At 70.4% G+C, this 22444-nt stretch carries 17 protein-coding genes; 6 read left to right on the top strand and 11 right to left on the bottom strand.

Annotation, left to right across the window (positions count from 1 at the left end; translation table 11 throughout):
• The coding region (locus BLU79_RS32625) for a transposase (RefSeq protein WP_143052539.1) at positions 1-337 on the top strand (337 nt) is incomplete at its 5' end.
• A gap of 134 nt (positions 338-471) precedes the next feature.
• On the opposite strand, the gene BLU79_RS32620 is transcribed toward BLU79_RS32625, so the two are convergent.
• From BLU79_RS32620 to BLU79_RS32605, 4 genes are read right to left on the bottom strand one after another with little or no spacing between them, the layout of a single operon-like run.
• The gene (locus BLU79_RS32620) at positions 472-3471 is read right to left on the bottom strand and encodes a tetratricopeptide repeat protein (protein ID WP_093909567.1); all 3000 of its coding nucleotides are present in this window, start codon (positions 3469-3471) and stop codon (positions 472-474) included.
• Complete coding sequence (locus tag BLU79_RS32615; protein ID WP_093909566.1) at positions 3468-4481, bottom strand: hypothetical protein; 1014 nt, start codon at positions 4479-4481, stop codon at positions 3468-3470. Before BLU79_RS32615 ends, BLU79_RS32620 begins: the two co-directional genes overlap by 4 nt.
• A complete protein-coding gene (locus BLU79_RS32610; protein WP_177001261.1) occupies positions 4478-5437 on the bottom strand; it encodes an AAA family ATPase in 960 nt (319 codons plus the stop codon). Before BLU79_RS32610 ends, BLU79_RS32615 begins: the two co-directional genes overlap by 4 nt.
• A complete protein-coding gene (locus BLU79_RS32605; protein ID WP_093909564.1) occupies positions 5434-6666 on the bottom strand; it encodes a toll/interleukin-1 receptor domain-containing protein in 1233 nt (410 codons plus the stop codon). The genes BLU79_RS32610 and BLU79_RS32605 overlap by 4 nt, the downstream gene beginning before the upstream one ends.
• Before the next feature lie 227 nt (positions 6667-6893).
• Here BLU79_RS32605 and BLU79_RS32600 point away from each other — a divergent pair, with 227 nt between their 5' ends.
• Positions 6894-8009 carry a hypothetical protein gene (locus tag BLU79_RS32600; protein ID WP_093909563.1) on the top strand — a complete coding sequence of 372 codons (1116 nt, stop codon included), beginning with the start codon at positions 6894-6896 and terminating at the stop codon, positions 8007-8009.
• A 15-nt stretch (positions 8010-8024) separates the two neighbouring features.
• Here BLU79_RS32600 and BLU79_RS32595 read toward each other — a convergent pair whose 3' ends face one another.
• Positions 8025-8924, bottom strand: a complete 900-nt coding sequence (locus BLU79_RS32595; RefSeq protein ID WP_093909562.1) for an ATP-grasp domain-containing protein — start codon at positions 8922-8924, stop codon at positions 8025-8027.
• Positions 8925-9055: 131 nt separating this feature from the next.
• On the opposite strand from BLU79_RS32595, the gene BLU79_RS32590 reads away from it, so the two are divergent.
• On the top strand, positions 9056-10141 hold the full coding sequence (locus BLU79_RS32590) for a MerR family transcriptional regulator (protein ID WP_093909561.1): 1086 nt from the start codon (positions 9056-9058) through the stop codon (positions 10139-10141).
• A gap of 19 nt (positions 10142-10160) precedes the next feature.
• On the opposite strand, the gene BLU79_RS32585 is transcribed toward BLU79_RS32590, so the two are convergent.
• Positions 10161-10919, bottom strand: coding sequence for a tetratricopeptide repeat protein (locus BLU79_RS32585; protein ID WP_093909560.1), 759 nt, complete (start codon positions 10917-10919; stop codon positions 10161-10163).
• A gap of 202 nt (positions 10920-11121) precedes the next feature.
• Between BLU79_RS32585 and BLU79_RS50095 the strand changes: the two genes are divergently transcribed.
• Positions 11122-12210 (top strand): S1 RNA-binding domain-containing protein, encoded by a 1089-nt coding sequence (locus BLU79_RS50095; protein WP_093909559.1) that lies wholly within the window; start codon positions 11122-11124, stop codon positions 12208-12210.
• Positions 12211-12626: 416 nt separating this feature from the next.
• On the opposite strand, the gene BLU79_RS32575 is transcribed toward BLU79_RS50095, so the two are convergent.
• Positions 12627-13538, bottom strand: a complete 912-nt coding sequence (locus BLU79_RS32575; RefSeq protein WP_093909558.1) for a hypothetical protein — start codon at positions 13536-13538, stop codon at positions 12627-12629.
• 330 nt (positions 13539-13868) lie between these two features.
• Between BLU79_RS32575 and BLU79_RS32570 the strand changes: the two genes are divergently transcribed.
• Positions 13869-14135 (top strand): DUF6959 family protein, encoded by a 267-nt coding sequence (locus tag BLU79_RS32570; protein WP_093909557.1) that lies wholly within the window; start codon positions 13869-13871, stop codon positions 14133-14135.
• Between the two features lie 721 nt (positions 14136-14856).
• Positions 14857-15897, top strand: a complete 1041-nt coding sequence (locus tag BLU79_RS32565; RefSeq protein ID WP_093909556.1) for a 5'-methylthioadenosine/S-adenosylhomocysteine nucleosidase family protein — start codon at positions 14857-14859, stop codon at positions 15895-15897.
• A 214-nt stretch (positions 15898-16111) separates the two neighbouring features.
• On the opposite strand, the gene BLU79_RS32560 is transcribed toward BLU79_RS32565, so the two are convergent.
• The 4 genes from BLU79_RS32560 to BLU79_RS32545 all read right to left on the bottom strand — a co-directional run bounded on the left by BLU79_RS32560 (position 16112) and on the right by BLU79_RS32545 (position 22360).
• On the bottom strand, positions 16112-16576 hold the full coding sequence (locus tag BLU79_RS32560) for a hypothetical protein (protein ID WP_093909555.1): 465 nt from the start codon (positions 16574-16576) through the stop codon (positions 16112-16114).
• A 473-nt stretch (positions 16577-17049) separates the two neighbouring features.
• On the bottom strand, positions 17050-18540 hold the full coding sequence (locus BLU79_RS32555; protein ID WP_093909554.1) for an FAD-binding protein: 1491 nt from the start codon (positions 18538-18540) through the stop codon (positions 17050-17052).
• Between the two features lie 167 nt (positions 18541-18707).
• On the bottom strand, positions 18708-19979 hold the full coding sequence (locus tag BLU79_RS32550; protein ID WP_093909585.1) for an acyltransferase family protein: 1272 nt from the start codon (positions 19977-19979) through the stop codon (positions 18708-18710).
• On the bottom strand, positions 19976-22360 hold the full coding sequence (locus BLU79_RS32545; protein ID WP_093909553.1) for a glycosyltransferase: 2385 nt from the start codon (positions 22358-22360) through the stop codon (positions 19976-19978). The genes BLU79_RS32550 and BLU79_RS32545 overlap by 4 nt, the downstream gene beginning before the upstream one ends.
• Positions 22361-22444: the final 84 nt, after the last annotated feature.

Below are 22444 nucleotides of genomic sequence, written 5' to 3'. Positions count from 1 at the left end.
GAAGCCCATGATCGAGGGTCACCAAACGAGACACGACCCCTACCGCGGCCGGTACTTCAAGCCTCAGCGCCTGCACGCGGACAAAGCCTACGACCGTGCCGACCTGCGCAGATGGCTGCGATGGAAGCGGATCGGAGTACGCATCGCCCGCAAAGGGATCGAATCCAGCGAACGATTAGGACGCCGCCGCTGGGTCATCGAGCGGACCATGTCCTGGTTGTCCGGCTACCGAAGACTCAGCCCCCGCTACGAACGCAATCTCCGCAACTACCTGGCCTTTCTTGGGCTGGCCGCTGCCCTGTGCTGCTACAAACGGCTCGCCCGCCTCACCACGTAGGACACGGTCTTAGCCGGGAACGGCCCGCCCCATAGGCGGGAACGGCCCGCCCCGTAGCCGGAAGGGGCCTGCCCCATAGGCGGGAACGGCCCGCCCCGGTAGTCGCGGGCGCCCGGCCGGGTAGTCACGGGCGGTCAGAACGGGGGCAGCGCGCCGGAGACGATGTCGCGGACCTCCTTGCGCAGGCGCGCCGCCTCCTCGGAACGGCCGAGCGCGTCCAGGCGGATGGACAGGGTGTTGACGCTGCGGGCCAGGGCGCGGCGGTACTTGTCGGGTTCGGCGGCGAAGAGTTCGCGGTAGAGCGCGACCGCCTGGCGGGCCGCGTCGAGTGCTCTCGGTCTTCCCTCGCCGAGTTGGTCCAGGGCGCCGGACCACATCGCCAGGGCGTCCGCCAGGTCGGCGCGGTGCAGGCCCTTCTGCTCGGCCTCCAGCTCGCGGTAGTGGCTCACCGCGTCGGACGCCGCCGACACCGCCTCGGCGGGGCGGCCGAGGGCGCCGAGCCAGAGGGAGAGGTTGCGCTGGGCGCGGGCGAGGGGTTGGCGGAGGTCGACGGCTCCCCCGGCGACGAGTTCCCGGTAGATGGAGACGGCCTCGCGGGCGGGGGCCATCGCGCGGCCGATGTGGCCGAGGTCCGCGAGGCCGACGGCGAGGCAGTTGAGGCTCTCCGCGTACTTCGGGCGGTGCGCCTCGGGTCGCAGCGCGGCCAGTTCGCGGCGCATGGTCACGCACTCGGTCATCGTGGCGTGCGCCGTGGCCGCGTGCCCGAGCGAGCGCTCCCAGTACCAGCGCACATGCAGGCTCCGGGCCAGGTCGGCGCGCGCTTCCGGGTCCGACTCGGCCTGCGCCCGCCGGATGACCTCCGCCTGCACCGCGACCGTCAGGGCGTGCTCCGGCAGGCCGACCTCGCCGTAGCGGTTGGCGAGGCTGCCGAGGCAGACGGCCAGCGCCGAACGGTGCTCGTCCGGATCGTCGGCGGTGAGCCTGCCGAACAGGTCGGCCGCCTCGACGGCCGCGTCCAGGGCGGCGTCGTGCAGGCCCACGCCGCGCAGTACGAGGGACCACAGGTGCAGGCTCTCGGCCAGCCGCGGCCGCTGGTCCGGCCGGGTGGCGGCGAGTCGGCGCCGCAGGTCCACCGCCTCCTCGGCGTACGGCCGCGCCTCCGTCCAGCGGTAGGCCTCGGCGAGCCGGCCGGCCAGGCCGTACAGCGCGGATCCCAGGGCCGGCCACGCGCGGTCGGGCCGCTGCTCGGCGAGCGGCCGGAGCAGGTCGATCGCGTGCTGGTGCGCGGCGGCGGCGTCGGCCCGGCGACCTGCCGCCGCGAATCGTTCCGCCAGGTCGTCCAGGGCGACGGCGGCCTCGACGCCCCGGTCCGGACCCAGCCGCAGCATGGTGGACACGGCGCGCTCGCGGTCCTCGGGCGAGTCGGCGCTGTCCCTGATCACCTCGCCGAGGAAGGCGGCGGCCTCCTGGGCGTAGGCCTCCCCGAAGTCGGCGAGGTTCAGGTCGTCCGGGAAGTCCCGCAGCGCGTAGCGGGGGTTGGGCAGCAGCTCGCGCGGCACGCCCGTGGCGAAGTTCCGCGGTGTCGACGGGTAGTCGCCGGGCCAGTCCAGGGCGACGGCCCGCATGAGCTCACCGCCGGTGATGAACCGGTCCCGGGGCGCCCAGCCCCACCCCTGGGGCCCGCTGTCCGGACCGTGCCGCAGCAGCCGTACCAGCCAGGAGCCGAACAGCCTGTCCCAGCCGGCGTCGTGGGGCACCAGGACGGAGATCTGGCCCGTCCAGCTCGCCGTCCTCAGCTCCATGGACAGCGGCGGATAGCCCCAGCCGTCGCCGCTTCCCGGCGGCCGTACGGTGTCGAGCAGGACGAGCACCTGGTCGGCGCCCGACCCGGTGGCGAGGCGGAAGAGGTCCTCGCCGGTCAGGACGGTGTCGGGTCGGTCGGGGTCACTGTCGCGGAAGGCGAGGTTCGGGCCGCCGCTCCTCCTGCCGGGGAGGGCGTACCCGCGGACGTACACCACCAGCGGCCCGTCGTGCCGCCGCGCCGACAGCCGTGCGAGCCGCTCGGTGACGGCCGCGAGCGACGGGTCGGCCAGGTACTCCTTGGCGTAGGTGTCGCCGAACGCGGCCCCCACCTCACGGCACAGGTCGGGCGAGTGGTCGAGCGGCGGCAACTGCGCGTGCTCGTACCGGGCCACCGAGATCCCGAGGAACCGCCCGGCCAGGCCCGCGCCGTGCACCGGTGCGGCCCGCTCCGGCAGCCGGAACACATGGCCGCGGGCGCTGCGCAGCAGGACCGGTCCGGGACCGACGTGGACGCGGAGCTGCCAGGCCACCGGCACGGACAGATCCTCGTCCCGTTCGCGCGGGCCGCCGGCCAGCAGGGTCAGCACGCGCGGTGCCGTGTCGGGCACGGGGAGGGCGTAGCTGTCCGGCGGCACCTCGGTGGCGGCCTCGGGGTCGACCGGCTGCCCGTCGATCTCCAGCTCGTCGCCGTCCCGGCGCACGGTGATCAGGATGTCGTCGAGGACACGTGCGAGGTCGCCGAGCCGCCGGGCGGGCAGCGGCACCCGTTCCACGCCGAACGGGAAGCGCCGGGCCGGGAAGCGGGGGCGGGCGGTCTGGGCGAGCTGCCAGCCGGTCGACGAGTCCCGGACCGCCTGCGGCAGCCGCTCCCAGGCCGAGGCCAGCCACTGCTTCAAGCCGTCACGATTCTGCAGCGTGACCGCCTTCAACGCCGGGGCGAGCGCGTCGTCGATCTCACCGCTCCGCCCCGCCACGGCGAGCCAGGTGACCTGTTCCTCCAGCAGGAGGGCCGGGGAGAGGTCGGTGTGCACGTGCTGGATGATCCGCCAGAGGGAGTGCACGGGGGCGTCCGGATGCTGCTGCCGCAGCCATCGCTCCAGGCGGCGTTGGAGCCGGTGGCGTTCACCGGTGTCGAAGACGAGGCCCTTGGGCCCCTGGGACCGGACGAGTCCGCTGAACCACAGATCGGACTCGGTCTCCACACCGAGCCGCGGGAACAGCTCCAACCGCACCGCCCGGATCAGTTCGGGCTCCACGCGCACCGCCACGCTGAGCGCGGTCGCCAGCTTCTCGACCGCGTCGACGGTCTGTCGGTCGCGTGTCACGGTCACCGCCGGCTGCCCACCAGCGCGGCGACCGTGCTCACCGTCGTGGTCCGGTCCCAGGTGAGGGCGGACAGCAGCGGCGTCAGCTCGCCGGGCACCCGGTTCACCGGATAGGGCACCAGCGCCAGGACGGTGCACCCGGCCCGGACGATCTCGTGGCACACCCGGTACCACTCGGCGACCGAGGCCCGCCGCGGATGCAGGACGGGCCCGCCGACGCCGAGGTCGGAGACGACCAGGACCCGGGTTCCCGGACTGGGCGGCCGGTACGGCTGCCAGGTGCGCGGGGAGGCCGGGCCCGTGCCCCGGTTCGGCGCGTCGGCGAAGAAGCGGATCTGGGTGAGTTCGGCACCGACCAGTCCGGTGACCCGGCGGGCGAGTTCGCGCTGGTCGCGCCGGTACGGCTGCATGCCGTCGCCCTGGTCGACCAGGACCTGCACACCGAAGCGCAGCGTGGGGCGGGGCGCCCGCGGCAGCCGGGTGAGCGGGATGCCCCGGGCGAAGGCCTCGACGAGGGCGTCGATGTCCGGTTCGCCGTCGTCGCGGACCAGGGTGGTCAGGGCGGCGTTGAGGATCGCGGTGGAGGACCGCTCGGTGAGCAGCGGCTCCAGCGGGGGCCGGGCGGTGAGATGACGGTCGGTCACCTGGCCGAGGGAGGGGACGGTCGCCCAGTCGGTGGGGTCGGGGGCGTCGTGGTCGACGGGTTCCAGCACGGGCAGGCCGGCCGGGCGGGTCCGGCCCTCGTACCGCCCCGGCTCGAACTCCGGTGGCGGTGGTTCAGGAGGGACGGCGGTGTCGCCGGGGAGGCGGGCGGGCGCGCGAAGCGGCTGCTCCTCGGCCGGCGGGACGTGCGCGGGCACGGCGAGCGCCGGGTCGGGCCGTGGTCCGGGCTGCGGTGGCGCGTGCCCGAAGCCGAGCATCCGGGCGACCCGGTACTGCCGGTCGGGGTTGTCGCCCACCGCCGCCAGGGCTTTGGCCAGATCGGCCACCCAGATCTGGGGGACGTGTTCGCTCACGCCACGTTGTCCTGCTTCAGCAGGGCCATCCGGCGCAGCGTCCGCCAGCGCTCGTCGCTGTCCTCGACCCGGATGCCGAGTTTCCGGCAGGCGTGGAACGCGTCCAGGAACTCGGCGGTGCTGGGCTTGCGGTGCGCCCTTCGCTCCGCCTCCTCGCGCAGCTGCTGCACCACCTCCGCCAGCTCCCGGGCGAGCCGCAGGTGGGCATCCGTGAAGGGGCCGTCGTAGGCCTCCACATGGGCGCGGGCGACCTCGACCAGTTCCTCGGGTTCGGGGTGTTCGAGCTTGACGACCAGACAGCGCCGCAGGAACGCCTCGGGCAGCTCGCGCTGCTCGTTGGTGGTGATCACCACGAGGGCCCTGGCGTCGTTCTCCGGCTCGATGTCCCGGCCGGTCTGGGAGAGGGTGAAGCGGCGCGAACCCAGCGGGACGAGCAGCCCGTTGGGCAGTTCGGGGTCGGCCTTGTCGATCTCGTCGATCAGCACGACGGACTGGGCGCACAGATCGCCGGAGTCCGACCTGACCGGCCGTCGCCCGCGCGACCGGGGGCGGGGCAGACGGTGGGCACGGGCGCGCAGGGCATGGGCGTGGGCGCAGTGCGGCGCGAACGCCTTCCACAGCACACCGGGTTCCACATACGCGTCGATGGGCTTGAGCCGCTGGGCCTGCGCGTCGGCCAGCCTCAGCACATGGTCGAAGGACCACAGCAGGTCGGGCGCCTGGGTGCGGGAGGTCACCACGTGCTCGTGATACGTCCAGCCGTTCTGCCACGCCACATGCGCGGCGAACGACGACTTGCCGGAGCCCGGATCGCCGCGCAGCAGCAACGGCCGTCCGGTGGCGCGGGCCACGTCGACGGCCAGGTCGAGGTCGCCGCGGACGACGTAGGCCCGGCCGTCCGGGCGGTCCGGGGCGTTGCGCGCGGTGGGCTGCGGCGGGATCGGCTCGGGGATCACGGCGCCTGGTCCTTTCCGTGGCCGAGGTGCCGGGCGCGGATGTCGCCCAGCGCCCGACTGGTCCGCGCCACCTGCCGCTCGGCGCCGGGCTGCAGCGGAATGTGCAGGGTGCGGGCGCTCTGACCGCCCAGCGCCACGGGATCGGCCTCGTCCGTGAGGACGATGACGTTGAGCCAGGAGAACCGCCCGATCAGGGTGCGCACCAGCTTCCCGACGACGCCGAGTTCGGTGCCGGCGGGGTCGAGGACGAGGAAGAGCACCTCGCCGTCGATGGGCGCGTCGTTCTCGTCGTCCGACTTCAGCAGCGCGCGCACCGCGGCCAGGCAGGCCTCCCTGTGCTCCTCGTCCTGTGCCTCGCCCGCCACCAGGGAGACCGCCTGGGCCCAGTAGCCGCCCGAGAAGCAGGAGGCGCGGTGGATGTGCTGTCGGGCCGTGTCGGTCCAGGCGCCGGCCAGGGTGGCGACGACCTGGCCGTCACCGGGGAGCAGCAGACGTACGTCCACGGGGTCGATCCACGTGGGCAGCAGCAGGGTGATGAGCTTGTTCAGCCGGTCCAGCGCGAGAAAGAACTCGACCTCGTTGACGGCCGACGGCACCTTCTGGGTGGACACCGGGGCCAGGCACTGGTGCGCGATGTGACGGCGCTCCTCCTCGGCGGTGGGGAACCGCCAGTCCCCCTCGGCGCCGAGTGCGCCGGCCATGGCCCGCAGCGTGAACCGGTCGGTCACCCCGTCCAGACAGTGTTCGATCTTGGCCGTCATGGAACGCATCGCCGAAGTGTCCGCACACGTGCCCAGCCGCCCGAGCCGCCGGACGATCACGGAGACCACGTCCTCGCCGCCCGTGTCGTCCTGCACGATGCACTGCAGATCGGCCAGGTGGGACAGCTCCGAGCGGCGCAGCTCCCGCGGCGTGAGGCCGCTCAGCAGCACGGGCACGATGACCAGGCGGGACCCCACCGACTGCCGCCACAACAGGATGTTGACCTCGCGCTTCAGCCAGGTCGACGTCAGCCCGTCCGTGTTCACCAGGACGATCGCCGCGTCACAGTCGGCCATCCAGGTGTAGAGATCCGACCGCCAGGCCGCTCCGGGCGTCAGGGTGTCGTCCACCCGGACTTCCCAGCCGAGGTCCGGCAACCGTTTCATGAGTTCGGTCCGCACCGAATCGGCGTTCGCCTGGTCCTCTTCGGTCTTCGCCGAGCTGTGACTGATGAAGGTGATCGCCATCGACCACTTACCGTCCTGCCGCACGTGCCCAGTAGGGACTCACCCGTCCCTGTAGGACGGAGAGGTTGACAGGTGATAGGGACATAGGTCAACTCGGCACTATGTCGACGAATTGACGGTCCGTATATATGGCATTTACGTGTGGCCGGCCCAGCAGCCGGAAAGTCTCCCGGAGGCAGCGGATCGCCGGTCGGCGGAGAACGCGGGAAAGGCGGGTAATCAGACGGATGGTGTCACCCGACAGAGCACGGACCGAAGCCCGCCCGGTCATCGCGATCGTCGGCAGCGTCGACTCCACCCGAGCGTTCACACCCGAACTGAAACACCCCGCCACCGCCCCCGCCGCCTGCCGCGAGCTGGGCCGTCAACTCGCCCTGGCCGGCTACGACCTCGCCGTGTTCTCCGCGAAACCGAAGTACGTCGAGTACGACGTCGTCCACGGCTACGCCGCCCAGGAGAACGGTGGCACGATCTTCGCGCACGTCCCCCGGCACCGCGACGCCGACTTCGCCCTGCCGCAGGGCAGTTCGGTGGCCGTGCGCACGGTGCGGGACACCAGCCCGGAGTGGGAGGTCTCCTTCTATCGAACGCTGCCCTCGCTCGACGCGATGCTGCTCGTCGGCGGCGGCCAGTCGACCCGGGTGGCCGGGGTCATCGCCCTGTCCCAGCGCATCCCGCTGCTCCCGGTCGCCGCGTTCGGCGGCGGGGCGGGCCAGGTGTGGGTCAACCTCGACAAGGTCCGCAACGACACGACCGACGACGACATCACCCTGCTCGGCCAGGACTGGCGGCCCGACTCCGCCCGCCGGCTCGTCGAGTGCCTCGACCGGCAGCGGCAGCGCCGCGCGCAGTGGCTGCGGGACAGCGACCGATCCGCACGCCGGGCGTCACTCTCCACCGGCCTGGGCCTGACGGTCGCCCTGCTGCTCCTGGTCTGCTCCCTGCTGGGCTTCGCCCTCGCCGGTGAGCCCGGCCCCGCGACGGGCCGCCGGCTCGGCGTGCTGGTGGTGACGCCGCTGCTGGCGGCCATGGCCGGCGCGGTGATCCGCAGCTCCTTCGAGACGACCGATCAGTGGGCCAGGTCGGCGGTACGGGGGTTAGGGGCCGGAGTCGTCTCCGTCCTCCTCTACGTGGCGTCCCAGCTGCTCACGGTGCCCACCCTGCTCGACGAACTCGACGTACGCAGACTCCTGTTCTTCACCCTGCCCCTGGGGTTCAGCGCCGGTTTCACCTTCGACCTGGTCTTCGAACGCCTGCGCTCGGGAGCGGCGCCGGAACCTCCGGTGCCGCCGGTCGGACAGCCACCGGGCCCACCCGGCACCGGCACCACCGACCGCCAGTAACGGTTCGCTACCCCGTCACCGAACCTCAGCCGCAGCCGCAGCCGCAGCCGCCACGATCGCCTCCACCACCCGCGTCACCGACCCGGCATGCAGTGACAGGAACAGATTCGGCTCGACGAGCTCCAGCTCCATCACCCGAGGCTCCCCGCCCGGCCCGTCCTCCCCGTCGACGAGATCCACGCGCGCGTACAGCAACTCCGGAGCCTCCGGTACAGCGGCCAGGGCGCGCTCGGCGACAGCGAGTTCGGTCGGGGTCGGGGTCCAGGGTTCGAGGCCGGGATGGGCGACCTTGCGCTCGTCGTACGGCGTCCCGAGACTGAGGACGGCCCCCTTGCGGCTGGCATGCAGCAGGCGCCCGCCGTAGAACTGCAGGGCCCTCTCCCCACTGACGTCGATGCCCTTCACATACGGCTGCACCATCGCGGTGAACCCGTCGGCGTGCATGCGCGCGAGCTGCCGTACGGCCGTGTCGTGGTCGTCGGGCGTGTACCGGGCGGCGAACCGCGCGCCCGCGCCGGAGGTGGGCTTGACGACGTACTCGATGCCCTCGGGCAGCTCGGGGGTGTCACCGGGCGCGAAGTAGCGGGTCGGCACGACGGGCACCCCGGCCTCGGCGAGCGCGCCGAGGTACCGCTTGTCGGCGTTCCACCGCACGACCTCGGCGGGATTCGCGAGCCGCGTCAGCTTGCCGCACCGCTCCGCCCACGCCAGGAACTCCGCCGACCGCCAGCTGTAGTCCCAGGTGGAGCGGATCACGGCGAGGTCGTAACCGTCCCACTCGACGGCGTCGTCGTCCCAGTACACGGAGTCCGCCTCGGCCCCGGCTTCCCGCAGCGCCCGCACCAGTACCGGGAGGTCGCGGTCGACGCTGATGTCGGGGCCTGGGCGGCAGGTGACGAGGGCTATGCGGGGCACGGCGGGTTCCTCCATCGGAGACGGTTGAGCGCTTCGCAGGCTAACAAGCGGTTTCGGAACCGGGACAGGCCCCTTGACCTTCACCTTTGGTCAAGCCACAGCATCGGAGCGAGGAACCGGAAGGGATCGGGATGCGCAAGGACATGCTGACGATCGGGGCCTTCGCGAAGGCCTGCCGGCTGTCGCCGAAGGCACTGCGGCTGTACGACGAGCTGGAGCTGCTGAGGCCCAGCCGGGTCGACCCGGACACCGGGTACCGGTACTACGCCGTAGCCCAGCTGGAGCAGGCCCGCCTGGTGGCGTGGCTGCGCCGACTCGGCATGCCGCTGGCCCGCATCCGTGAGGTGTGCGCCCTGCGACCGCCCGACGCCGCCCGCGAGATCCGTGCCTACTGGGCGCAGGTCGAGACGGAGACGGCCGCGCGGCGCGACCTCGCCGAGTTCCTCGTCGGACAACTGCTCACAGAACCGAGGAAGGACACCACCATGCTGGAACTGCGCTACGCCGCCCACTCGGACCGAGGCCGGGTCCGCCCCGCCAACCAGGACACGGCCTACGCCGGCACCCGGCTGCTCGCGGTGGCCGACGGCTACGGCCCCGCGGGCGCTCCCGCGAGCGGCGCGGCGGTGGAGGCGCTGCGCTTCCTGGACACAGAGGAGCAACTCCCGGCGGGCAACGTCCTGAACCTGCTGGAGGAGGCGGTGCGGGGCGCGACGGAGGCGGTGCAGGACGCGGCGAACGGCGCCGGCGCCGGTTCCGCGCAGGACGCCGGCACGACGCTGACGGCACTGCTGTGGACGGGCTCCCGGCTCGCCCTGGTCCACATCGGCGACTCCCGCGCGTACCTGCTCCGCGACGGCGCCCTGTTCCGCATCACCGACGACCACACGGTGGTCCAGTCGATGATCGACGAGGGCCGCCTGACCCCGGAGGAGGCGACAACCCACCCCCAACGCATGCTGCTCCTCAAGTCCCTCTCCCCGACCACCCCCGCAACCCCCGACCTCCGTCTCCAGGACGCCGAGCCCGGCGACCGCTACCTCCTCTGCTCGGACGGCCTCTCCCGAGTCGTCCCCGACGCGGACATCCGCCGCCTCCTCAACTCCACGCCGGCGCCTGACACCGCCGTACACGCGCTGATCGCCGCGGCGAACGAGGCGGGTGGGCCGGACAACGTGAGTTGTGTGGTGGCGGATGTGGTGGAGGGGGCGGCATGAGGGGAGGAAGGGACGTTGCCTACTCGACCCGCGCTGAGAAGCCGTAGTACAGGTCTCGGCCCGGGACGGGTAGTCCTGGGGGCAGCCGGGTACCGGTCAGATCGGGGACGGCGACAGTCACCCAGTCCACCACGCCGTCCGTGGAGTGCTCGCTGAGGTCGATGGAGCTCACTTCGGAGCCGTCCACGTAGGTGAGCAGGGTGGGCGGACCGCCGAATCCGCCGTCAGAGAGCGCGAGCCATCTGTCGCAGGCCCAGCGGATTTCGTCGAGGTCGGAGGCGACGATGACGGCGGCGTGCACCACGGCCCCGCTCCACACCTCGTCCTCCAGCAGGTAGAAGCTGTACGTGTCCTCCGCAGGAGACTTTTCACTCAGCCCGAGCAAGACGGCCAACTCGTCCAGTCCCGCTTCGGAATCAACACCGGGACCGATCGCACGTATCCGGGCGTACAGCTCCTGCGCCTCAGTCCGGCGCCGCTCGACGGTCCCCTCGTCCTCACCGCATTCCCCCACCAGGTCGGGGTTCATCTCCAGCCCGTTCTCCCAGTAGGAGACCTGTTGGGCCAGCCGCCCGGCCAGCAGCATCAGGGGCTCGACGTCATGGGGATCTGCCTTCAACGCGGCACGCAGCCACCGCTCTTCGGGCCAGGTCTGGTCCGCCTCCGGGTCATCCGTCACCGTCAGGCTCAGCAGCCGTCCCAGCTCCCGAGCAGCCCGGGCATCCCCTGCGGTCGCGGCGGTCTCCAGCCGTGTGATCTTCTCGTCGTTGATCGCCATAGGAGAGGAGGTTACGACCCGTCACTGACAACGCGGACGGACTATCGGCACCGCCCTCGGGTCTGCGTCGAGTTGGCCATGACGCCTGCTTCCGCGAGGAGTTCACGACGTGCGCAATGTGCGCTGTTCCGGCGTCTCGGACGGCGATCGGCACGGTCAGCACGGTCGGATGAGCGAGTCAGCGGCCGTGGTAGAAGGTGTCATGTCGATCTCCGGAACGGACGCCTACGGCACGGCACTTCACCTCCCCCCACTCGTCGAGCGAGCCCTCACCGCGGCCCGTGTCCACGGTTTCCCCTACTCCTGTCGCCCGGAACAGGGCCGCCTGCTGCAAGCCCTGGCCGGTGGCGCCGACCGGGTGATCGGGGAGACCGGGACGGGCTGCGGGGTGGGGCTGGCCTGGCTCGCGGAGGGGGCCCGGGCCGGCGTACGGCTGGTCAGCGTGGAGCGGGATCCGGAGCGGGCCCGGGTCGCCGCCGAGGTGTTCGCCGACCGGCCCGAGGTGGAGGTGGTGTGCGGTGACTGGAGGCGGATCGAGGAGCAAGGGCCGTACGACCTGCTGGTACTGGACGGGGGTGGCACGGCCAAGGCCGAGGAGGACACCCCGGCGGACCCGGCCCGGCTCCTCGCCCCGGCCGGACGGATCGTGATCGACGACTTCACCCCGGCCACCGACTGGCCGCCGCTGCACGAGGGCGCGGTGGACCGGGCCCGGCTGTACTGGCTGCGGCATCCCGCGCTGGAGACCGTCGAGATCCCGCTCGCCGAGGACCTCGCCACGCTGGTGGGCACCAGGCGTCGGCTTGCCGGGACCGAGACCACGTGGCGGAACTTCGAGCTGGGGCAGGTCGTACGGGGAGTCGTCAGTAGCATCCAGAACTTCGGCGTGTTCGTGGACCTCGACGGCACCGAGGGCTTCATCACCATCCCCGAACTCTCCCGGCACCGCATCGACTTCCCCAGCGAGGTGGTCCACGTCGGCCAGGAGGTCGTCGCCGAGGTCCTCGCGTTCGAGCTCTTCCGTCCCCAGGTCCGGCTGTCGCTCACGGCCCTGGAGCCGGATCCGCTGAGGGAGTTCGCGCGGCGCGGGCTGGGCCGGGTCGTCCGCGGCTCGGTCACCGAGGTGGTCCCGTTCGGCGTGCTCGTACGCGTCGCCGAGGGCGTCGAGGGGCTGGTGCACCGCGACGCACTCCCGGACTCGGCGTTCCCCGACGCCGGTGACGAACTGGACGTAGAAGTCACCGGCATCGATCTCCATCGCCGCCGGGTGACCCTGACGCCGCTGCTCTGACCCGGGCGTGCGGGCGGGGCATCGGCGTAAGAGCGGGGCCGGGCGCCGGTGTCGTACAGCTTGAAGCAGCCCGTTGGGTTCCGGCACACGTCCCGCGGCGGCCCCAGGGACCAAAGTCCTGTGTGACGAGTGCCGTTGTATGTCTGAGCCTTGCCGGAAGACTTCTAGGACTCGGTGGCTGTTCCGCTCGCGAGAAGGAGTGCCGGGGGGGGCCGCCCTGCAACAGGAAGCGGCCCTCATCGACGGAGAAGCGATGGCCTCGGCACGATGCCGCGCCGAGGCCATCACGATCTGATCCGTAGCTCGGTTGAGTCGACTCCTGTCGGACCGATGCGCTCGAATGCGTGATCAGTCACGGCGGGTCGGTGGCGTTGCTGTCAACCAGTGATGCCGGCCGATCTCGTGGCCACCTGAGGTCAGACCTTGGAAAGCGTGACCTCTGACTCCTGCTGCCCGGTGTCGACGGTCACCGGGTAGTCCCGGTCATCCGCTTGAGCCCTGCTGCGCACCGTCGCGGTGCCGGGACGGAACGAGGTATCAGGTTCCTGGCTGGTCAGGCTGACAGACCATGGGACGGGCGCGCCCGGGGTACAGGCGACGGTTGTCTCATAGGACGCGCCTGGCGTTCCGTTCTTCTGGATCTGGAAGACCTGTCCGGTCAGCGAGACGCTCGCAGGCTTGTTGCACGTCACGGTGCCACCGACGGTGATCTGACCATCTCGGACATTCACCGTGCCAGTGGGGTCGGTACTCGCCCCCACGGCGAGTTCAGCCGGAGGCTGGGGCATGGCCGCGTGAATCTCACCGCGCAGAGGCACCGCCGATCCGTTGCAGTACTGCTCGAAGGTGGCGTCCAGTTCACGGACGTAGCCGTAGGGACCGAAGGCGATGTGCTCGACAGTGAAGGAGCCGGAGCTGGTGTTGCACCATTTCTCGGTCCCGTTGTCGGTCCCACTGAACTGCAGTTCCGGATCCCCTGGCTGGGCATAGGGCCACTGCTTGGCCCCGGTGTACGTGGTGCCTTCTGTCAGCTTCTGACCATCGGGGGCGGCGATGATGAGACGCCAGAGCGTGCCCTGGTCGGCATCTACCGCGACGGTAAGGCCGTTCTCATCCTGGCTGCCCTGGACGTCGAACAGCTGAACCGCTCCAGCCGCGTACTCGTACGACTGACCGCCTGAAATGGGCTCGCCCGGTTCGCCGCTGAAGCTGAGCGTTCCCGACTGCGCGCTGTGGGCCTGCGCGGTGCCCGCCAGCGGTGTAACGGCGAGCGCAACGGTGACTGCCGCGACAACGCCCACTGTGCGGGCCAGTATGTGTCTCGGCATGCTGCTTCTCGTCAAGGTTCCCCCAAGGGATATTTGAATCTTGACCAATCAAACGCGCAACACATGCGCCTTTGAGGCCCAAATCGGACGAAGTCTTGCTTTTTTGAGAGCCCGTCAGGGCTCCAGTGACTAAGCGTTGGAGCTTGCGCCAGCGTCACAGTGGTCTCTCAGTCCCCGTCTGCAACGCGACCTGCGACACCCGCTTCAGGAGTTCGATCGAGCGCCTCTCATACGGGCCTTCGCGGTTCTGCCGGCTTGGCGTGCGTGATCAGTCAAGGCCGCCTGCGTCCACAGTTGTTGTCAGCTGGTGATGTCAGTTCGGATGGTCCGATGGAGCGTATTGAGGCCGAGCTGTTCACAGATGGCGGCCACGACGCAGTGGTTCGCCTGCCCGGCAGACGGTTCCCCGGGATCCTGGTGCAGGGCGACTCCCTTCACATCCTCCGCAGTGACGCGGCCGAGGTGGTGGAGGCGTGCGAGCGAGGCGACCTGGATGAAGCTCGGGGCTCCGCCGGCCTTCTTCGGGCAAACCTGGATGCTTTGCTGGCGCGCTACGAGGCCGCGTTGGGCGAATACGAGATTCCGCGGCCGTACTGAGCTGCCAGTCCATCAGCTTGGGAAGCTGCGATCATTTGCGGCCGGTTTCGGCGCTGACCTGGGCGAACCATGTAGTCGTGCTCTCGTCGGGCTGGGTCGCTTTCCCCGTGATTCCCCCTTGCTCCCCGCTCGATCTGGTGCGCTTGTGGTGCGAGCCACCGTCGGTGTTGCCGCTGGTACTGCGACAGGGGCTCACTTCCTGCGACGCTTGCTCGCCCTCTTCTTCAGTTCGGTCTGGCCGCGTTTCGTCCAGTCACCTTGATGGAGGTAGCAGCGCGCCGTGCCCTTCATCGTCTTGTTCTGGCAACGGCTCCCAGCTGCCGTCGGCCAACCGCACTTCCCTTGCTTCCACTCACCCACTGTCCACCCCCAGTAGTTCGCTTCAAGGGCCAGCACCCAGCGTGCACTTCCTCGCACGCCTCGGGGGAGGGCGCATGGCCGACGGCAGGCAAGCGCCACGCGTACGCGAGTCGGTACAACGGCGCACGGTCTCGTGTGCACGCTTTCCAACTGTGGTGGTGGGGTTTTGGGGTGCGTGGAGGGGCGTTCACCTGGGTTCATGGGTGGTTGACTGCTGGGACGGGCCTGTCAGGGTGTCTCACCGGAACGGCCCTGTACGGGCCTGAATGAGACGGAAACTGAGACGGCCGGCAGCGTCGGAATAGACGGCGCCCTCTGCTAAGGCCCCTTCCGGCCGGGCGGCTGGCAGTATCTTTGAAGCGTGTCCGAGTATCAGCCCACGGCCGTCGTTCTCACGGCACTACCGCTGGAGTACGGAGCCGTGCGCGCCCATCTCGTGGAAGCGGTGGAACTCGTCCACGAAGACGGCACTCGCGCTGAGCATGGCCGTCTCCCCGGCACTCCTTGGCACGTGGCGGTTGCTGAAGTGGGCGAGGGTGCCGTGAACGCCGCAGCGCTCACCATGCAGATTGTCTCCTGGCTCCGTCCAGAGGCGTTGCTCTTTGTGGGAGTCGCGGGGAGCCTCAAGCACGATATCGGGATCGGCGACGTCGTCGTAGCTACGAAGGTGTACGGCATCCACGGCGGCAGACAGACGCCGGAGGGATTCCACGCGCGCCCTGAGGTCTGGCACGGCTCGCACCGACTGGTGCAGGCGGCACGCTCGGCCCTTCGAGGCATGCTCGGCGTACATTACAAACCAGTTGCGGTCGGCGACGTTGTCCTCGCTGACGACAGGTCTGTCCTCGCCGAGCACATTCGACGGCACTACAACGACGCCTGCGCTATCGAGATGGAGGGATCCGGCGCTGCACATGCGGCCTACCTGAGCGGGCAGTTGGACACCCTCATCGTCAGGGGCATCAGCGATCTTGCCAACGCTGAGAAGCACAAGGCCGATGCGTCCGGTTCACAGTCCCAGGCCGCTGAACGTGCCGCCCTTGCAGCAGTCACCGTCTTACGCAAACAGCAACCGGCTAGCTCGCCGGCAGTGTCACTCCAGCCGTCGAGGCGTGACCCAGAGCCTGTAGATGTGGGAGTCGGTGAGCGGTACCTGGGCACGGTCTTGAGGACGGTCACTTTTGGAGCCTTCGTCTCCGTGCTCCCCGGCAAGGACGGCCTGCTACATATCAGCCAGATTCGTAAGTTGGTCGGCGGAAAGCGGGTCGATGAGGTCGCTGATGTTCTAAGCGTGGGTGCGAGGGTTTGGGTCGAGGTCGCTGAGATCGACAAACATGGCAAGATCTCCCTGAAGCCGGTGATCGAGAACGGAAACGCTTCCACATCACGGAAGACTTCCTAGCAGGCGGTGAAATCGTCGTGGACCATTAGCTTGGGAAGCTGCGGACACCGAGGGCCTGCTGTCGGCGCCGACCTGCTCGAACGGCCCGTTCGCAGCCTCTGCGGGACCGGCTGCTTTCACCGTGGTTCCCCGCTGTTCCACGCTCGATCTGGTGCGCTTGTGGTGCGGTCACTGCTGGCGTGGGGCTCCACGAACCGGTGTGTCTGCAAGCGCATCAGAAGTGATGCTTGGCTGCTCTGACAAGGCGGCTGATGTCGTCACGGGTTCGTACCCTGGCATCGTCCAGTTCGGTTCTGCTGTCTGTCTTGGACAGCGCCGTAACGTCTGCCAGCACATCCTCCGCGGCCCGACTCAGCGTCTCGTCATCGGTGAGCATCTGCACCCGGAACAGTGCTTCTTGGGCGTTGGAGCGTAGGTCGTAAGCGCGGATCCGCACCGTGTCGGGGTCCTCCGGTGGAGGCTGTTCATGCTCGCAGAACCAGAGGTGAACCAGGCAGCGGCGGTAATTGACCAACGCGCCGGCGTAGGCAGAGTAGGCATCGAGTCGTTCCTGCCGGAGCTTCTCACGGCGGGTGAACTGGTGGCTTCTGTCGGCGGTGCGCTGCTGGAACGCCAGGGTGATCCCCGAACCAAGCAACGTGCCCAGCACGGCTATGCCGCTGGCGATGATGGTCTCCACACCCCAAGCTGATCACGCCTTGGCGTCCTCCGTGGGTCGTAAGCCGACTCCGATGCCAACGCGCTTTCCAACTGTGGTGGTGGGGTGTTGGGCTCGGTGCAGGGGCATTCACCTGCGTTCATGGGCGGCTGGCCGCTCACTGACGTGAGACAAGACCCTTGATCGTTTCTGGGCACCCGTCGCACAATGTCGCGATCACGAGGACGGCGCCGAGGCCGCCCACGGACAGGGGCCAGTGGACGTAACCCTGGGTGCCTGCCTGCGTGCCCCGAGGAATCAGAGCGTACGGAGCGCGACTTCGGAGGGCGAGCCGGGTTCGACGGGGACGGGGAGACCAGGGGAAGGCTCCGAGGTCTTCCCCTCTCCTTCTCCCTCTCCCTCGCCGGCGGGGGAACCACCGATACAGCGTCGGGCGCCCTCCGTAACAGCTCGGCTCCTCCCGCCCAGTTGTCGTCATGGTCACCCGCGCCGGATCAGAAGATCCCCTGGCCAGGCACCAGAATCCCCCGTGGGTCATACCTGCGCTTCGCCAGCTCCAGCCCCCGCCAAGCCGAGCCGAAGTGGTCTCGCCAGTCCGCGTGGCTGAAGGGAATGCTCCCGACCGGATAGTGAGTGCCGCCAGCCGCCGCAGCGGCCTCATAGGCCGCGCGATTGGCTGCCAGGAGGCGGTCGACGTTGGCGGTGTCGTCCGGCGGCGTGGCACGCAGCGCAGCGAAGAGGTAGGGCACGGCGTCGCGAGGGGTCCGTAGGAGCGGGGTGGTGAGGTGCTCGCGGAGGAACGGGTAGACGAGGACTACGCCGGGGCCCAGGTCGTCCGGGGTGAGGGCGGCGAGGACCTCACGTGTGACCGTGGGCGTGGATCCGCCGGGGAGGAGCAGGTTGAGCCAGGGGTGGGCGTGGGACCAGAGGCCCGCCTCCTTCAGGGCCGCGACGGCGGGGGCGATCCGGTCGAGGAAGTCGTAGTAGGGGCGGTCGGACTGCTGGACGCCGGACGGGTTGTGACGCAGGCCGCGCAGTAGGGTCGTGTCGTCCGGGGTGGGGCCGACCGGTGGGCCGTAGGCGACGGCCTCCAGGGTGTAGACGCGGAAGGCTCCGTCGGCGTCCGCCGTGACCTGGCCCTCGACGTAGTCGAAGCGGCCGTCCTGGACGAGGGTGCGCTGGTCTTCGAGGAAGGTCTCCAGGTCGTCGTAGGGCAGCAGGTAGTGGCGGACCGACTGCGGTGCGGGGACCAGGCGGAGGGTGGCGGCCACGATGATCGCGCACTGGCCGAGGCCGGCCAGGACGGCGTGGAAGAGGTCGGGGTGCCGGGTGGCGGAGCAGCGTACGAACTCGCCTGCCCCGGTGACGACTTGGAGCTCGGTGACGTTGTCGACCTGGGCGCCGTGGCGATGGGTCTGGCCGCCCAGGCCGCCCACGGACAGGGTGCCGCCGACGGAGAGCTCCAGGTAGTCGGTGAAGACGGGCGGGGCGTGGCCGTGGGCGATCGTCGCCTTGGCCACCTCGCTCCATCTGGCGCCCGCGCCGACGGTGACGGTGACCGTCGTTCCCTCCTGCCGCAGGGGGCCGATGTCCGCCAGGGTCGCCGTCTCGATGACCAGCCCGCCCTGGACCTGCGCCTGGCCGTTGGTGGCGTGTCCCTGGCCGCGCGGTGCGACTGGCAGGCGGTGCGTGTTGCAGAACCGGACCATGGCCACGACGTCGCGGACCGAGCCCGGGCGCAGTACGGCGACGGGACGGCGGTGCACGATGTGGCCGAAGTCGTCGGAGGCTGCGGCAAGTGATGCCTCGTCCGTGACGAGCGTCCCGTCCAGCGCAGGGATCCCTGCCAGGTCCGAGCCGGATGCGGATCCGGATCCGGATCCGGTCGCGGCCCAGCTCCTGGAGGCGGGATCGAAGCCGATCACTGTCGCGCCGCCTGCCGTGAGGCCGCGCAGAACAGTACGTCGTGGCGGTGTGTGGGGCATGTGCACTGCTACCTCGCACTCGATCCGGAATTATCAATTCCGGGTCATAGTAGGCGAGTTGAGTCAGTTTCGGAGGTCGTTCGGTTCAAGTGGTGGGAGGGGCTCGCCGCTGGGCCGGGGAATGCCCTACCTGACGCCGCTGCGTCGGGTAGGGCACCCGGCCGGAGTCACCGCACCACAGCTTCAACCTCCCGCCGACTCTCCGGCTCCGCCTCCGCCTCCGCCTCCGCCTCCGGATAGAACTCCCGCGGCCGTCCCTTCCTGTCCCGCAAACCCGCCAGCAAGCTCCCCGGATACTCCACCGCCCAGTAGCTCACCGTCGCCACCAGCACCCCGGCCGCGACCACGAACACCACCGCCATCGGGAACCCCTCCTGGGAGCGGGGCAGGGCGCCGGTGTCGTACAGGAGGAGCATCAGGGGCTCGTGCCAGATGTAGAGGCTGTAGCTGACCAGGCCCACGCCCGTCAGCCATCGCGAGCGCAGCAGGGCGTGCCAGCGGGGGCGGGCCGTCGTGCGGATGTGGAGGGTGGCGTAGAGCAGGGCGAACCAGAGAAGGGCCGCCAGGGGGTGGTAGTAGGTGTGCCAGGGGTTTTCCGGGGCGGAGTAGTACGACAGCCCGTACAGGCCTGCTGCCGCGGTCAGCGCCGTCGCCGTCGCCCAACCCGCGCTCACCCTCCCCCTCTCGCCCAGCGCCACCAGCACCACCGCCAGCAGCATCCCCGCCGCGAAGCCGCCCAGGCGGGCCTGGGGGCCGAAGTACACCGGCCAGTTGGTGTGCGGGACGCCGAGGGCGTGGTGGGCTACGGCGATCCAGGCGACCGGGGCCAGGTAGAGCGCCGCGCAGCCCGACGCGCACAGGGCGACCCGGGCTCGGCGGGTGCTCAGGCGGCGGCAGGCACGGATCGCCAGGGGGCCCACCGCGACCAGGGTGAGGTAGAACGCGATCTCCAGGGAGAGCGACCAGGTCGGGCCCAGAGTGTAGAAGATGCGCTTCTGGTCGAAGACGTGCGTGAACGTGAGGTGTTCCAGCAGGTCGCGCCAGTCGCCGGGGAGGGACGGGTTGCGTGCGGACCAGACGACCAGGACCGCCAGAAAGTAGAGCGGGAGGATGCGCGTTGCTCGGCGGAAGAGGAAGTCCCTGCCCGGGCGGGTGCGGTCGTCGCCGTCGATCGCTGCGCGGGCGTAGGAGAGCGTGAGCAGGTACGCCGACATGACGAAGAACAGGTCGATGACCTCCAGGGAGATCAGCGCCCCGAGGTAGGGGGTGTCGATCGGCGGGTGGGCGCCCTGGGCGTCGTAGACGTAGTACTGCTGCCAGACGTGGAAGACGACCGTGCTGAGGGCGGCCAGGCCTCGGAAGCCCTGGAGTTCGACGCTGCGGGAGCCGCGGGATGGCTTCGGCAGTGGCTGCGGCTGCGGTGCAGGTGATTTCGTCACCGGCCGCCCACCGCCTTCGCCGTCCCCGGCGTGACCGCCGTCGCCGACGCTCGTGGCGTCACCCGCCAACGCCGGTCCCCCAGCAGCTCCTTGAGGTGCGACTGCCGGGCCACGATGTTCTTGAAGTGGGTGTAGAAGACGGTGGAGATCAGTGCGTGGCGCAAGAACCAGCCGCGCCTGCGGCGCAGTTCGGGCAGGGCCAGGCGGCCCGCGAACGCCGTCTGGACGAGTCCCGCCGAGAGCGTGAACGCGAAGGCGAGCAGGCAGGCGGGGGTGGCCCAGTCGATGCGGTCCGCCCCTCCGGCGCGCACGGCCGAGTGGAGGAGGATCGGGAGGATCTGGAGGGAGAGCCAGGGCTGGATCTCGCGCCAGCCCAACAGGACTACGAGGCCGGTCTTCTGACGGGGCGTGAAGTTCGGGTGGCGCAGCGCCTGGCCGAGGTGGCGCAGGGACACCTGCAGCCAGCCCTGTGCCCAGCGTGAGCGCTGGTTCCACAGGGGTTTGAGGCGGGTGGGTGCCAGTTCCCGCGAGATCAGCGTGCGGTCGGTGGCGATGCGCGCACCCTCCTGCAACGCGCGTAGCGTCGAGTCGATGTCCTCCGTCAGCATCGAACCGTGCATCCGGATGCGGGCCAGCATGTCGGTGCGCCAGAAGCCGTTGGAGCCGCCGAAGATGCCGAAGCCGTACAGGCGGGTGCGGCCCGGGTGGCTGACGGCGTAGATCGCCTCGAACTCGGCGGCGACCTGTCGGGCCACCCAGGAGCTGTCGCCGTTGCGGATCACGCAGTGGCCCTGGACCACGTCGTAGCCGTGGGACAGCCAGTCCCAGGCGTGCCGGAAGGCGTCCGGTGCGGGGTGGTGGTCGGCGTCGAAGATGCCGACGAACTCGCCGCGCACCCGCGTGACGGCGGCGTTGATGTTCTGCGCCTTGGAGGTGCTCCCGGCCACCGGCAGAAGCACCAACCGCCGGTCGCGGCGGGCGATCTCCCGCAGGGTGTCCTCGACCGGCAACCCGTGAGGCGTGTTGTAGGCGAGGACGACCTCCAGGTCGTTCGGATAGTCCAGGCGCAGGAAGGACTCCACCGTGTCGACGATCGTCGCGGCCTCGTTCGGCAGATACGCCGCGATGACCGCGCTCGCGGGCGGATACGGCTGCGCGGGCGTCGCCGGCCGGGTGGGCGCGTCGAGCGAGAAGAGACATTCGAGGAGGATCAGTGAGGCGGACAGGACCAGTCCGGCCACGACGATCCAGTAGATCCCCGAGGCGATGTCCCAGCCCAGCAGCGCGTACGTCTGCTCGTACAGCGCGAACGGCACGCCCACGCCGATCAGCAGCGCGAGCAGCGGGGAGAGGGCCAGCAGAAACGGTCGTACGACCTTCCTGGCGCGGCTGCGTGGGGCGGTGGCCGCCCGCATCCACGGCTCGTAGCGGACGGGCCGCAGGTCACGGTGGCGCAGTGCCTCGGCGACGGCGTCGGCGGCCTGTCCGACGGCCCGGTCGGCGCGCCTGCCGTCGGCATCGGCCAGGGGGAGCCAGCCGACGGCCGGGGTCAGCCGTACGTTCTCGTCGGCGACGACGAACCGGGTGCCGGCGACGGCGGTGGCGAAGTCCTGCAACGCGCGCCGGGCCGTCTCCTCGTCGATGCCCGGCATGAGGACGAGCAGCCGTCCTTTCTCGTCCCAGCCGAGCCGACCGCTGCCGTCGCCGAGCCGTTCGCTGACGCCGGCGAGGCGTTCGGCGACCTCGCGGCGCACCCGTGCGCCGAACCGTTCCTCAAGCGCGTCCGCCTCGGCCACGCCGACCACCGCGAGGACGCCTTGGCGGCGGCCGGGGCCGGGGCGGCGCAGTTCGCGGTCGAGTTCGTCGTGGAAGTGGGGGGCGGAGTACAGGCCGGTGCGCGGGTCCAGGGCCAGCCGGTCGACGGGGACCGGGACGCGGTGCAGCTTGGCCGCGATACGGGCCGACAGCTCGACGGGGTCGGCGGCCTCGGGCAGGCAGTCGTCGGCGCCGCTGCGCAACAGGCGGGCGACACCGGCGGGTTCACGGTCGGCGGTGACCATGACGAGGGGCAGGACCTGGCCCTGGGGTGCGGTGCGTATCTCCTCCACGACCGCCACGGCCTGGTCGACACCGCCGTGGCCGCCTTGGCCGCCGTCGAGGGCGACGATCGCGTCGGGCGGGGTCTGCCGGACGCTGCGGCCGATGTCGCCGGGGACGGCGTGGGTGACCGAGTAGCCGGTGGATTCGAGGGTGCGGGTGAGTTTTTCGCGTCGGGGGCCGGGGGCGCCGACCGCGAGGACATGGCCCTGTGCCGGCCCGTCGGTCGGCGGGCAGGCGTCAGTGCTCCGGGGCGCGGGTGCGCGCCTCAGTTCGGTGTGCATGTATGAGGGTCCAATCCTGTTCGGATGTGGGGGGAGGACCTTTTGTCGCTACCTAGCCTCACCAGGCGCCGTGACGCCACACCT

The sequence above is a fragment of the Streptomyces sp. cf386 genome, from assembly GCF_900103585.1.
In the GTDB taxonomy this organism is placed as follows: domain Bacteria; phylum Actinomycetota; class Actinomycetes; order Streptomycetales; family Streptomycetaceae; genus Streptomyces.
Note: the sequence above shows the minus strand (reverse complement) of the source record. Positions and strands in the feature narration are given on the sequence as shown.

What these genes read in the sequence shown, in the direction of transcription:
- BLU79_RS32585 (WP_093909560.1), bottom strand. Translation starts at nt 10,919, where the DNA reads ATGGCGATCAACGACGAGAAGATCACACGGCTGGAGACCGCCGCGACC.
- BLU79_RS32590 (WP_093909561.1), top strand. Translation starts at nt 9,056, where the DNA reads ATGCGCAAGGACATGCTGACGATCGGGGCCTTCGCGAAGGCCTGCCGG.
- BLU79_RS32570 (WP_093909557.1), top strand. Translation starts at nt 13,869, where the DNA reads ATGGAGCGTATTGAGGCCGAGCTGTTCACAGATGGCGGCCACGACGCA.
- BLU79_RS32545 (WP_093909553.1), bottom strand. Translation starts at nt 22,360, where the DNA reads ATGCACACCGAACTGAGGCGCGCACCCGCGCCCCGGAGCACTGACGCC.
- BLU79_RS50095 (WP_093909559.1), top strand. Translation starts at nt 11,122, where the DNA reads ATGTCGATCTCCGGAACGGACGCCTACGGCACGGCACTTCACCTCCCC.
- BLU79_RS32600 (WP_093909563.1), top strand. Translation starts at nt 6,894, where the DNA reads ATGGTGTCACCCGACAGAGCACGGACCGAAGCCCGCCCGGTCATCGCG.
- BLU79_RS32575 (WP_093909558.1), bottom strand. Translation starts at nt 13,538, where the DNA reads ATGCCGAGACACATACTGGCCCGCACAGTGGGCGTTGTCGCGGCAGTC.
- BLU79_RS32555 (WP_093909554.1), bottom strand. Translation starts at nt 18,540, where the DNA reads ATGCCCCACACACCGCCACGACGTACTGTTCTGCGCGGCCTCACGGCA.
- BLU79_RS32605 (WP_093909564.1), bottom strand. Translation starts at nt 6,666, where the DNA reads ATGGCGATCACCTTCATCAGTCACAGCTCGGCGAAGACCGAAGAGGAC.